The following is an 11,922-nucleotide window of genomic DNA, read 5'->3' as shown; positions in this document are numbered from 1 at the left end:
TCCTCGCGTCGCCGCGTCGTCGCACGGTGCGCCGGGGGAGCGGAAACCTGCTGGCCGTCACCGTCGGGGCGCCGGATAGCCTTGCTCCCCGTGATGCGCACCCACCCCGCCGGCACGTTGCGTGCCGACCATGCCGGACAGACCGTGACCCTCGCCGGTTGGGTGGCCCGCCGTCGCGATCACGGCGGCGTGATCTTCATCGACCTGCGCGACTCGTCCGGTTCCGCGCAGGTCGTGTTCCGCGAGGGCGAGATGGCCGAGCGGGCGCACCGGCTGCGGTCGGAGTTCGTCGTCCAGGTCACCGGCGAGGTGGCGCGACGCCCCGCGGGCAACGAGAACCCCGAGCTCGCGACGGGCGAGATCGAGGTACTGGCCACCGACCTGACCGTGCTGTCGGAGTCGGCGCCGCTGCCCTTCCCGATCGACGACCACACCGAGGTGGGCGAGGAGATCCGGCTCAAGCACCGCTACCTCGACCTGCGCCGTACCGGTCCGGCGGCCGCGCTGCGGATGCGCAGCGAGGCCAACCGGATCGCGCGCACCGTGCTGCACGAGCGCGACTTCGTCGAGGTCGAGACGCCGACGCTGACCCGGTCGACCCCGGAGGGCGCGCGCGACTTCCTGGTCCCGGCGCGGCTGCGGCCCGGCTCCTGGTACGCCCTGCCGCAGAGCCCGCAGCTGTTCAAACAGCTGCTGATGGTCGCGGGCACCGAGCGCTACTACCAGATCGCGCGCTGCTACCGCGACGAGGACTTCCGCGCCGACCGTCAGCCCGAGTTCACCCAGCTCGACATCGAGATGAGCTTCGTCTCCCAGGACGACGTCATCGAGCTGGGCGAGGCCGTCACCGCGGCGCTGTGGCGCGAGCTCGCCGGTTACGAGATCCCGCTGCCGATCCCGCGGATGACCTACGCGGAGGCGATGGCGCGCTACGGGTCCGACAAGCCCGACCTGCGCTTCGGCATCGAGCTCACCGAGCTCACCGAGTACTTCTCCGCGACGTCGTTCCGCGTCTTCCAGGCCGACTACGTGGGCGCGGTCGTGATGCCCGGTGGCGCGTCGCAGCCGCGTCGGCAGTTCGACGCGTGGCAGGAGTGGGCCCGTCAGCGCGGGGCCCGCGGCCTCGCCTACGTCACCGTCGGCGAGGACGGCACGCTCGGCGGTCCCGTCGCCAAGAACCTGTCCGACGTCGAGCGCGACGGGCTGGCCAAGGCCGTGGGCGCCGACCCCGGCGACGCGATCTTCTTCGCCGCGGGTCACCCGTCGGACGCCCGCGCGCTGCTGGGTGCGGCACGCGGCGAGATCGCCCGCCGCGTCGGCCTGGTCGACGAGAGCGCCTGGTCGTTCGTGTGGATCGTCGACGCGCCGATGTTCGAGCGCGTCCGCGACGACAAGGGGGAGGAGATCGGCTGGACCGCCGTGCACCACCCCTTCACCTCCCCGAACGAGGACTGGCTCGACCGCTTCGAGGAGGCGCCCGACCAGGCGCTGGCCTACGCCTACGACATCGTCGCCAACGGCAACGAGATCGGCGGCGGCTCGATCCGTATCCATCGTTCCGACGTGCAGCAGCGGGTGTTCGCCCTGCTCGGCATGGACGAGGCCGAGCAGCAGGAGAAGTTCGGCTTCCTGCTCGACGCCTTCCAGTACGGCCCGCCGCCACACGGCGGCATCGCGTTCGGCTGGGACCGCATCTGCATGCTGCTCTCGGGGGCGGAGTCGTTGCGCGACGTCATCGCGTTCCCGAAGACCGGTGGCGGGTTCGACCCGCTGACCCAGGCGCCCGCGCCGATCACGGCGGCACAGCGCAAGGAGGCGGGCGTCGACGCGACCCCGCCGAAGCCCAAGGACCAGGCCGAACCGCCCGCCGGGAGCTGATCCCGTCGGTCGGCAGTGTCCGCGCGGGGCAGCGCGCGCCCCGCAGTCGGGCTCGATCCGCGGTGGGGGCGGCATGTGCGTTCGGGCGGCACTCGGTCGCCCGGTATCCGCGGGAGCAGCGCGGGGCATGCGGCCGGGCTCTGTTCGCGGTCGGCGGCAGCGGTCCGGTCGGACCCACGGAGGCCGTCGCCGCTCCGGCGCCGCGCTGCGACACGCCGTCTCCCCCGGGGAGCGTGGGCGCCGGGTGCGGCCGGCGCCCGCGGTTCGGTCCGTGGTCGGCGCTGCGGCGGTCGTCGCTGCTCTGCGGGCTGCGGCGCGGCCCGCCGGGCGGAGCGACGAGACGTGTTGCGGCCCTGGGACCGCGGGCGCTGACACCAGCCCTGCGCAGATCGACGCCGCTCCATCGGGGGAACCAGGCTCTCGCCGGGTAAGGTCATCGCCGATGGTTCGTGACCTGGCCGACTTCCCCAGGCCGGTGCTCGCGGCGCTGGCTGCCGCGGAGCGCCTCCTGACCCGACGCTACGGCGCGTCGGTGGTCCTGGCCGACCCCGAGGACCTGGGTGGCAGCGACCGGTCGGTGGTCGCGCGCGCCCGCGTGGCGCGCAACCCGTTCTCGATGCGCCGAACGGTCGTCGTCAAGCACTACGTCGGCGACGCCGACTCCGACCGGCCCGACCCGTTCCACTTCGAGGTCGCGAGCTGCCAGCTGTTCACCGCGATGCCGGCCGACGCCCGGCCCAGCCCGGTGATCATCGCCCACGACCCGCAGGCCCGGCTGCTCGTGCTGGAGGACCTGGGCCGCAGCTCGACGTTGGCGGACAAGCTCTTCGGACCCGACGCGGCCGCCGCCCAGCGTTACCTGATCAGCTGGGCGCGGGCCCTCGGCCGGATGCAGGCCGCCACCGCGGGCCGGGAGAACGACTTCGGGGCGCTGCTGCGCCGCCTCGGTGAGAAGACCTGGCGCGATCCCGTGGCCGACGAGGCCCGCGCCGCGATCGCCGGGCTGCCCGGCCTGCTGGAGTCCGTGCTCGGGGTGCAGGTCTCCGCGGCGGCGACGGCGCAGGTCCACGAGACCGCGCGACTGCTCGGCGGCACCCGGTACCGGGCGTTCAGCCCGTCGGACACGTGCCCGGACAACAACCTCGTCACCAGCCGCGGCGTGCGGTTCGTCGACTTCGAATGGGGCTGCTTCCGCGACGTGGCGCTCGACGCCGCCTACTTCCGGGTGCCGTTCCCGGGGTGCCGGGCGAGCTTCGCGATGCCCGAGGGGATGAGCGAGGCGATGCTCGAAGCGTGGCGCGACGAGATCGCCGTCGTCTGGCCCGACCTCGACGACCCGTTGCGCCTGGACCGCCGCCTGCTCGACGCCCAGCTGCTGTGGGTGTGGCTGTGCACGTGGTGGCTGCTGCCACGGATCCGTGAACGGGACACCTCGATGGGACCGGAGCCCGGGCGCTCGCCGCGGATCAGCACAGCGCTGTGCGACTACTGGCGCCGGCTCGGCACGGCCGCGGCCGAGGCCGAGGGGCTCGCGGCGACGGTCGAGCTCGCCGACGCCGTGACGGCGGCGCTGCGCGCCCGGTTCTCCGACGCGCCGGCGGCGTTGCCGTTGTACCCGGCGTTCCGCAGCGCGGTCTGACCGCGCACCGGACGTTCCCCCGGCCGCCCGCGACGCGTCACCGCACGCACACCGCCGGTCCGGCGGCGGGAGCGATCGTGAGCGCGTGATCGCGCCGCCCGCCCCGTCGCTCCGGCCCGCCGCCGCCCCGACCAGCGCCGAGGGGCGGACGACCGCGTCCCGTCCGGGGCCCGCGCGTGCCGCGGACGACCCGGAACCCACGGGCGCCGTGAGCCCACCCGACGGCGGCCTGCCCCCGGGGCCGCTACATCCCGAGCCGGTGGCGCCGTCGAGGGCCGCGTCCGCCGGGGCGGCCCGGCCGTGGTCGGTGACGCCGCCGCCCCCCGCGCCCGTGGGGCACCCGCCGGCCGCGCCGGTCCTCGCCGGGCAATCCGTGTCGCGGTGCGCGCACGCGGCGGCAGCGAGACGCCCGGGGCCCGCCGGGGGCGGGAGGCGGGTCGAGCGACTCGCCGTCCTCGGCGACTCGACGGCGGTCGGAATCGGGGACCCCGCGGCGGGCGGCGGCTGGCGCGGGTTCCCCGTCCTGCTGCGCGACGCCCTGGACGCACCACCCGCCATTGCCGGTCACGCCACTGCCGGTCAGGCCGCCGCCGGTCGCGCTGCCGCCGGACAGACCGCCGGACAGACCGCCGGACAGACCGCCGGACAGACCGCCGGACAGACGGCCGGACGGACCGTCGGGCAGACCGGTGCCGATCACGCCCGTCGCGAGCACCCGGGCACCGCCGGCGAGCCCGCCCCGCGGACCCGGCTGACGAACCTCGCTCGCTCCGGCGCCCGGATGCGCCGGCTGCGCACCGAGCAGCTCCCCGCGGCCCTCGGGTCCAGCCCCGACATCGCGATCGTCTGCGCCGGGATGAACGACACCCTGCGCTCGGACTTCGATCCCGCCGCACTCGAGGCGGACTGCGCCGCGACGCTCGCGGCCCTGCGGGAAGCGGGGGCGCTGGTCGTCGTCCTGCGCTACCACGACCACACCCGTGTCTTCCGGCTCCCGGCCCCGCTGCGGCGGGCCCTCCGGACGCGGATCGAGCTGCTCAACGCCGCGATCGATGCGGCGGCCGACCGGGCCGGGGCGACCGTGCTCGATCTCGACGCGCTGCCGGGGGGCTACGAACGTTCGGCCTGGGCGGTCGACCGGCTGCATCCGTCGGAGTTCGGCCACCGGCTGCTCGCGGGGGCCCTCGCGGACGTCGTCGCCGCCGCGGGTTGGGCGGTGCCGGAGCCGGTGTCGCCGGAATGCTCCGGCGGTCGCCGGGTGACGACGACGCACCGGATCGCCTGGCTCGTCGTCAAGGGGCTGCCGTGGCTGGTGCGCCGCGCCGGCGACCTGGGGCCCGTGATCGCGCTCGGACTGGTCGACGGGCTGCGCGGCGGGCGCACGGAGCCGTAGGTCCCGGCCGGAGGACACGGCGCCCCGGGGTGGCGCGGGCGTGAGCAGCCGCGCAGTGCGCCGTGCACGACGACGCGACGAACGCGCGCGTCCACGAGCGCCCGGATCTCGGGGAGTGGCCGCTCCCGGCGGGCGGACGTCAGGCGGCGACGGGTGCCGCGGCGACGGGCTCGGGCGCGAGGAGCGCCTCGATCCGCCACAGCTGCTCGCGGGTGCACGGGCCGCAGCGGAAACCGATGGTGCCGTCGGGAGCGTGCTCGCTGCTCCACTCGAGGCTGTGTACGTCGTCGAGGGTGCGGGGCCGCGCGCAGGTGAGGCAGGCCCCGTGACGGGTGCTCGTGGCGTCCATGTCGGCAGCGTGCCGCAACGCTGTTGCGGAACTGTGAACGACGTGCCCCGGGCGCGTTGCGATCCCGCAACTCCGTCCCGGCCCCGACCCTCGGACCGGCGACTCTCGGACGTCCGACGACCGGCCGTGACGACCGGCCGTGACGATCGGCCGTGCCGGCCGGACTCGGCCGCCGGCCCGCGTCGGGCCTCCTCGGCCCGACCCGTCGCCTCCCGCCTCAGAGCGACCGGAGGAAGTCCCCGATCCGATCGACCGCCTGCTCCAGCAGCGGCAGCGCCGTCGCGTAGGAGCACCGGACGTGGCCCTCGCCCGACGGCCCGAAGACGTTCCCCGGTACGACCGCGACGCCCTGCTCCTTGAGCAGCCGCTCGGCGAAGGTCTCGGAGTCGAGTCCCGACGATCGGATGCTCGGGAACGCGTAGAACGCACCCTCCGGCTCGGGGCACTCCAGGCCGGTCTCGCGCAGTCCCTTGACGAACACCCGCCGCCGCCGGTCGTAGTCGGCGACCATCTCCTCGACGTCGGTGTTGGCCGAGGTCAACGCCTCGACCGCGGCGAGCTGGGAGACGTGCGGGGCGCACAGCATCGTGTACTGGTGCACCCGGACGCACAGCTCGGCGATCGGCTGGGGCGCACAGATCCAGCCGACGCGCCAACCCGTCATCGCCTGTGCCTTGGAGAACCCGCCGAGCACGACGGTCCGCTCCCGGGCCGCCGGGATCGCGCCGAGGCAGGTGTGCACGCCGTTGTAGGTCAGCCGGTCGTAGATCTCGTCGGAGATCAGGTACAGGTCGTGCCGCGCGGCGAGCTCCGCGAGCGCCTGCAGCGCGGCGCGGGGCTGCACGGCACCGGTCGGGTTGGCGGGCGACCCGATCAGGATCGCCTTGGTGCGCGGGGTGATCGCCGCGGCGACGGTGTCGACGTCGATCGCGAAGCCGTCCTCCCAGCGCGTCGGCACGGTGACCGCCACCCCGCCCGCGAAGGCCACACACGGTTCGTACGCGACGTAGCAGGGCTCCGGGACGATCACCTCGTCGCCGGGGTTGAGCAGCACCCGCAGCGCGAGGTCCAGGCCCTCGGACACGCCCGTCGTGATGAGGCACTCGCTGTCCCACGCGTACTCCGCGGCGTAGCGCTCCTGCAGCTGAGAGCAGATCAGCATCCGCAGCGCGGGAAGGCCCGCGTTGGACGTGTACGTCGTGTACCCGTGCTCGAGGGCGTAGATGCCGGCCTCGCGGATGCGCCAGGGCGTCACGAAGTCGGGCTCGCCGACGCCGAGGGAGATCACGTCGTCCATCTCGGCGGCGATGTCGAAGAACCGCCGGATGCCCGACGGCGGACACGCGGAGATGACCTCGTTGAGCGGCTTCACCGGGACCTCCTACGGGGTGACGCGGAGCCGGTGGTCGGGCTCCGGCTCGGCGAAGACGTCGCCGTCGCGCTTGAAGGTCTTGAGGACGAAGTGCGTGGCGGTCGACTGCACCCGGTCGATCGTCGACAGCCGCTGGCTCACGAAGTCGCTGACCGCGCGGATGTCGCGACCCACGACGGTGCAGCGCAGGTCGTGCCCGCCGGAGACGAGGTGCACGCTCCTGACCTCGTCGAACCGGGAGATCCGCAGGGCGACGTCGTCGAAGCCGACCCCGCGCGCCGGCGCGACCGCGACGTCGATGAACGCCACCACCTTCTCCCGGGCGATGGTGTCGTCGACGGCCTCCCAGTTGACGACGGCCTTGTAGCGCCGGATGACGCCCGCGGCCTCCCACTCCGCGATCCGCGCCGACACCTCCTCGACCGGCAGGCCGAGCATCGTCGCGATGGTGTCGTGACTCAGCGCCGAGTCACGCTCCAGCAATTCGAGGATCTCCCGCACGGTCGCCAACCCTACGACGCCGTGGCCGTCGAGGGGGCCGTCGAGGACGCCGCCGCGCGGGCCAGTCTGCGCACCGCGTCCTGGAGGACGGGTTCGGGGTAGGTCGCGAAGCTGCAGCGCAAGGCCGATGTCAGCGGGTCGTGCACGGCGAACGCGGAGCCCGGCACGAACGCGACGCCGTGCTCGATCGCGCGGGCCAGCAGGGCGGAGGTGTCGCGGCCGTCGGTGAACCGCAGCCAGCAGAACATCCCGCCAGTCGGGGTGCTGCGCTCGACGGCGTCGCCGAACGCCTCGTCGACGGCCGCGGTGAACGCGCGGGCCCGGGATCGGTAGGCCACGCGCAGGCCGTCGAGATGGCGCTGCAGCCAGTCGGTGTCGGCGAGCAGTTCCGCCGCGACGGTCTGGGTCAGCGCCGACCCGCACAGGTCGGTGGACTGCTTGAGCCGTTCGACGGCCGCGCCCACCTCGGGCGGCGCGACGAGCCAGCCCACCCGCAGGGCGGGCGCGAGGATCTTCGACGCGCTGCCGAGCCGCGCCACCCGGTCGCCGTGGGCCGCGACCGGCACCGGCGGCGGTCCCTCGAACGCGATCAGTCCGTACGGGTCGTCCTCGACGACGAGGAAGCCGTACCTGTCGGCCAGCCGCGCGAGGCGGGCCCGTCGCTGCTGGGACAGGGTGACCCCGCGCGGGTTGTGGAAGCTCGCGACGGTGTGCACCAGGCGTGGCCGCAGACCCCCGTCGAGCAGGCGCTCGAGCGCGTCGAGGTCCATGCCGTCGGCGTCGACGGGGACGCCGTGCAGCACCGCGCCCGCGGCCTGGAACACCTGCAGTGCCCCGACGTAGGCGGGGTCCTCGACGACGACCGCCGCGCCGGGGTCGAGCGTCGCGCGGGCGAGCAGGTCCAGTGCCTGCTGCGACCCGCTCGTCACGACGACGTCGGCGGGGCCCAGGTCGCGGCCCGTCCGGGCCGACTCGTGCGCGGCGACGGCCTCGCGCAGGGCGCCGATGCCTGCCGTCTCGCTGTACTGGACGGCCGCCGGTGCGGCGAGCGCGCGGGCGGTGGCGGCGGCGATGCGCTCGTGCGGCATGAGGTCGACGGCCGGCAGCCCGCCGGCGAGGCTGAGCACGTCGTGGCGCGCGGTGAGGGTCAGCAGGTCACGGATCGCCGAGCCTCGGACGGCCCGCATCCGGGCCGCCAGCGGCACAGGGCCTGCAGGGACGGGCTCCGGGGCGGGATGGACGGGACGTGCGGGTGCGGAGCACATGTCGGCCTCCCGGTCGCGGTGACCGCCCGGCGGACGCGGGCGGGACCTCCGTCGTCGGACGACGGAGTGGGGTCGGGCGCTGGTTCGGCGCCCGACCGCGGTCCCGCGCGGATCGATCACTGCGAGAGGAACGGGACGCGACCGGGTGGGCCCGTCCCGTAGCCCATTCTCCGCCAGCATCCTGCGATCCGGAACTGTGATCCCAGTATCCGAAACGTCCCGGCGACGCCGCCGGGTGTGCGCGGACGGCCGGCGCAGGGTTGTCGGGCCGCGGTGGCAGGCTGGTCGTCGATGACTACCGACGGTCTCTTCGACATCGCCGAGCCGGACGACGCGTTCGGCGGGCCCGCCGAGCCGCAGGTCCGCGAGGGCGCGCCGCTGGCCGTGCGGATGCGGCCGCGCTCGCTCGACGAGGTCGTCGGCCAGCGGCACCTGCTCGGGCCGGGGGCGCCGCTGCGCCGGTTGCTCGAGGGTGGGGCGCCCGCGTCGGTGCTGCTCTACGGCCCGCCCGGCACCGGCAAGACGACCCTGGCGCGGCTCATGGCCCGCTCGGGCGCCGGCAGCCGGCACTTCGTCGCGCTCTCGGCGCTCTCGGCGGGGGTCAAGGAGCTGCGCGCGGTGATCGAGGACGCGCGGCGCCGCCTCGACCGTGACGGCCGGTCGACGGTCCTGTTCATCGACGAGGTGCACCGCTTCTCCAAGACGCAGCAGGACGCGCTGCTCGGCGCCGTCGAGGACCGGCTGGTGCTGCTCGTGGCGGCGACCACCGAGAACCCGTCGTTCTCGGTCGTCTCACCGCTGTTGTCGCGCTCGCTGATCCTGCAGCTGCGTTCCCTGGAACCCGACGAGCTGCGCGCCCTGCTGCGTCGCGCCGTCGTCGACGGGCGGGGCCTGGGCGGCTCGGTCGAGCTCGCCGACGACGGTGAGGACGCGCTGGTCCGGCTCGCGGCGGGCGACGCGCGGCGGGCGCTGACGGCGCTCGAGGCCGCGGCCGACGGGGTGCGGTCGGCAGGCGGGCACAGCATCGGCCTCGCCGACGTCGAGCGCGCCGTGACCGAGGTCGCCGTCCGCTACGACCGGGCGGGCGACCAGCACTACGACGTCATCAGCGCCTTCATCAAGTCGATCCGCGGGTCGGATCCCGACGCGGCCCTGCACTACCTGGCGCGGATGATCGTCGCGGGGGAGGACCCGCGGTTCATCGCCCGCCGGCTGATGATCCACGCGAGCGAGGACATCGGCCTCGCCGACCCGACGGCGCTGCAGGCCGCGACGGCCGCGGCGCAGGTGGTGCAGCTCGTGGGGATGCCGGAGGCACGGATCGCGCTGGCCCAGGCCACGCTGCACCTGGCCACGGCGCCGAAGTCCAACGCGGTGATCACGGCGATCGACGCCGCGATGGCCGAGGTCCGGGCGGGGGCGGTCGGTTCGGTGCCCCCGCACCTGCGCGACGGGCACTACTCCGGCGCCGAGAAGCTCGGCAACGCCGTGGGCTACCGCTACCCGCACGACGACGCCGACGGCGTGCTCGCCCAGCAGTACCCGCCGGACGACCTGGTCGGCCGCGACTACTACGTCCCGACGACGCGCGGGTCCGAGCGGGTGCTCGCGGAGCGGCTCCCGCGGTTGCGCCGCGCGGTCCGGGGGGACGCCCGGGGCTGAGTGGCCGCCGGTCAGCTCGTCAACAGCCGCAGGCCGAACGCCGACACGGCGACCGACACCGGCGTGAAGTAGCTGGTGCAGCCGCTGCCGATGCCCCCGCCGCTGTGGATGCCTTGCGCCTGCCCCGACGGTGTCACGTAGGGCCCGCCGGAGTCGCCCTCGGCGGAGCAGATCGTCGTCGCCGTCATCCCGTACTGGACGGTGCCGTCGAAGTTGACGGTGCGGTTGCGGGCGATGACGGTGCCGCACACCTTCCCGCTCGTCGAACCGTAGAGGCACACCGCCGCGCCGGGGCCCGCCTCGGTCGCGCCGCGCACCGCGACGGTGCCGGCCGCGGCCCGGACGTGCCAGCCGCCGGCGGTCACCGGGACGGCGCCGACGTCGGTGCCCGCCGCCGCCGTGCGGGCGCCCGACCCGATCGGCACCAGCTCGCCGTCCGCCGTCTCGACCGACCACGTGCCGGTACCGCGCGTGCAGTGCCCGGCCGTGAGCAGCCACGTGCGCCCGCCACCGGTCGCGGGGAACCCGGCGGTGCAGCGCAGGTCGCCGCTGACGATCGTGTCGCCGCCCTCGAGCGCGGCGTCGTGGTGCGGCGCCGGGACGCCGGTGTGCACCTGCAGCACCGACGGGTCGATCCCGGACAGCAACGTGTCGACGGCGGGCGTGCGACCGGCACCGGTGAGATCGACGACGACGCGGTGGGCCTGCTCGTCGACGCCGTAGTCGGCGATCTCCGCCGGCAGTCCCAGGGCGGCGCGGGCGTCGAGCAGGCCCATCACGGCCGCGGGGTCGAGGAGAGCGGTGACCGGCGCGGCGTCGGCGGCCCCGGCGGAGACGGTCATCCCCAGCGCCGTGGTGACGGTGGCGGCGACCAGTGCGACGCCGCAGAGGGCGCGGCGGAGACGGGAGGGCACGAGCGGGCCTTTCTGCCGGTGGCTACCCCCTTGAACGACCGGTCCCCACCGCGGTCACGCCCGTGTCCGAGACGTACCGAATCGTCACCCGACGCGACGCAGCCCGCTCCACGGGCCGGAGCCGACCCGCGCGCCGGCACCGTCGCGACGATGCGCGTGGCGACGTGGCCGGGCGGTCTCGTCGCTGGGCCGTGGATCGGCTCGTGGGCCGGTGCGGCAGGAGTGACGAACCTCCGACGGCCGGGGCGGACGGGCACCGGACTCCGCAGGACGCGGGTCACCGCACCGCCGAGCCGGGCCTCGTCCGCGCGAGGCCGACATGGGCGCCGCCGAGCCGGTCGTGCGCCGTCTATCGCGCGCGTGCCGAGGGCGGGACCTGCGCCGCGCCGCTCGTCCCCAGGAGCCCGTAGGAGTGGTCGGAACGGTCGCGCGTGCCCTGCGCGAACGTGTCCAGGGGCAGCCCGAACCCCGGTGGGAGGACCTGCGGGGTGCACGACCAGTCGTGCACCACCGTGCGGCTCGCGATCCGCCACTGCCCGTCCCTGCGCGCGAACAGGTCCACGTAGCGACCGGCGAACACGTCGAGCGCCTCGGCGCTCCCGCCGTCCCCGGTCGCCCGCCACAGGTAGGCGAAGACGTAGGTCTCGACCCGCGCCGTGTCCCCGTCGAGCTCGATCAGCTCGTTCGCCACGGCGTGCGTGGTGCGCAGCGCGTTCGCCGTCAGCCGTCCGACGATGAACTCGGCGAAGTCCGGGCCGGGGCCGGTCCAGTAGCCGTGGTCGTCGACGGAGTCGAGGTGGTAGACGGAGCGGATCAGCTCGACGTCGGCGCGATCGACCCCGCGGCAGTAGCGCATCAGCACGTCGTGGATCTCGGCCCGGTCCACGAGCGGGCGCAGCCGGTCGTCGTCGATGGTCATGGGCTCACTCCGGACGAAGGGATCGGGGCG

10 protein-coding genes are annotated in these 11,922 nt (G+C 74.9%); 4 read left to right on the top strand and 6 right to left on the bottom strand.

Translation table 11 applies throughout. The features are described from left to right. Nucleotides 1–90 precede the first annotated feature (90 nt). The 3 genes from aspS to PSD17_RS16015 all read left to right on the top strand — a co-directional run bounded on the left by aspS (nucleotide 91) and on the right by PSD17_RS16015 (nucleotide 4,910). Complete coding sequence (gene aspS / locus PSD17_RS16025) at nucleotides 91–1,878, top strand: aspartate--tRNA ligase (RefSeq protein WP_041759815.1); 1,788 nt, start codon at nucleotides 91–93, stop codon at nucleotides 1,876–1,878. Between the two features lie 442 nt (nucleotides 1,879–2,320). Further along, nucleotides 2,321–3,517, top strand: a complete 1,197-nt coding sequence (locus PSD17_RS16020) for a hypothetical protein (RefSeq protein ID WP_013675660.1) — start codon at nucleotides 2,321–2,323, stop codon at nucleotides 3,515–3,517. Nucleotides 3,518–3,776: 259 nt separating this feature from the next. Then, complete coding sequence (locus tag PSD17_RS16015; protein WP_339123256.1) at nucleotides 3,777–4,910, top strand: SGNH/GDSL hydrolase family protein; 1,134 nt, start codon at nucleotides 3,777–3,779, stop codon at nucleotides 4,908–4,910. 139 nt (nucleotides 4,911–5,049) lie between these two features. Here PSD17_RS16015 and PSD17_RS16010 read toward each other — a convergent pair whose 3' ends face one another. The 4 genes from PSD17_RS16010 to PSD17_RS15995 form a co-directional block, all read right to left on the bottom strand. Beyond that, complete coding sequence (locus PSD17_RS16010) at nucleotides 5,050–5,259, bottom strand: hypothetical protein (protein WP_013675658.1); 210 nt, start codon at nucleotides 5,257–5,259, stop codon at nucleotides 5,050–5,052. Between the two features lie 217 nt (nucleotides 5,260–5,476). Continuing rightward, nucleotides 5,477–6,631 carry an aminotransferase class I/II-fold pyridoxal phosphate-dependent enzyme gene (locus tag PSD17_RS16005; RefSeq protein WP_013675657.1) on the bottom strand — a complete coding sequence of 385 codons (1,155 nt, stop codon included), beginning with the start codon at nucleotides 6,629–6,631 and terminating at the stop codon, nucleotides 5,477–5,479. A gap of 9 nt (nucleotides 6,632–6,640) precedes the next feature. Then, nucleotides 6,641–7,132: an Lrp/AsnC family transcriptional regulator gene (locus PSD17_RS16000; RefSeq protein ID WP_013675656.1), complete on the bottom strand. Its 492-nt coding sequence runs from the start codon at nucleotides 7,130–7,132 to the stop codon at nucleotides 6,641–6,643. A gap of 11 nt (nucleotides 7,133–7,143) precedes the next feature. Beyond that, on the bottom strand, nucleotides 7,144–8,397 hold the full coding sequence (locus tag PSD17_RS15995; RefSeq protein ID WP_339123253.1) for an aminotransferase-like domain-containing protein: 1,254 nt from the start codon (nucleotides 8,395–8,397) through the stop codon (nucleotides 7,144–7,146). A gap of 291 nt (nucleotides 8,398–8,688) precedes the next feature. Here PSD17_RS15995 and PSD17_RS15990 point away from each other — a divergent pair, with 291 nt between their 5' ends. Further along, entirely contained in the window at nucleotides 8,689–10,059 is a 1,371-nt protein-coding gene (locus PSD17_RS15990; RefSeq protein ID WP_339123251.1) for a replication-associated recombination protein A, read from the top strand. Between the two features lie 11 nt (nucleotides 10,060–10,070). Here PSD17_RS15990 and PSD17_RS15985 read toward each other — a convergent pair whose 3' ends face one another. Both PSD17_RS15985 and PSD17_RS15980 read right to left on the bottom strand, forming a co-directional pair. After that, the gene (locus PSD17_RS15985; protein ID WP_103383451.1) at nucleotides 10,071–10,973 is read right to left on the bottom strand and encodes a S1 family peptidase; all 903 of its coding nucleotides are present in this window, start codon (nucleotides 10,971–10,973) and stop codon (nucleotides 10,071–10,073) included. A gap of 349 nt (nucleotides 10,974–11,322) precedes the next feature. Then, nucleotides 11,323–11,892 (bottom strand): nuclear transport factor 2 family protein, encoded by a 570-nt coding sequence (locus tag PSD17_RS15980; protein ID WP_339123250.1) that lies wholly within the window; start codon nucleotides 11,890–11,892, stop codon nucleotides 11,323–11,325. Nucleotides 11,893–11,922: the final 30 nt, after the last annotated feature.

This window comes from Pseudonocardia sp. D17 (genome assembly GCF_036984265.1).
In the GTDB taxonomy this organism is placed as follows: domain Bacteria; phylum Actinomycetota; class Actinomycetes; order Mycobacteriales; family Pseudonocardiaceae; genus Pseudonocardia; species Pseudonocardia benzenivorans.
This window is presented reverse-complemented; position numbering and strand designations above follow the sequence as displayed.

Excerpts from the sequence above, each read along its gene's own strand:
- PSD17_RS16020 (WP_013675660.1), top strand. The coding sequence starts at position 2,321 with ATGGTTCGTGACCTGGCCGACTTCCCCAGGCCGGTGCTCGCGGCGCTG.
- PSD17_RS16010 (WP_013675658.1), bottom strand. The coding sequence starts at position 5,259 with ATGGACGCCACGAGCACCCGTCACGGGGCCTGCCTCACCTGCGCGCGG.
- PSD17_RS15995 (WP_339123253.1), bottom strand. The coding sequence starts at position 8,397 with ATGTGCTCCGCACCCGCACGTCCCGTCCATCCCGCCCCGGAGCCCGTC.
- PSD17_RS15990 (WP_339123251.1), top strand. The coding sequence starts at position 8,689 with ATGACTACCGACGGTCTCTTCGACATCGCCGAGCCGGACGACGCGTTC.
- PSD17_RS15980 (WP_339123250.1), bottom strand. The coding sequence starts at position 11,892 with ATGACCATCGACGACGACCGGCTGCGCCCGCTCGTGGACCGGGCCGAG.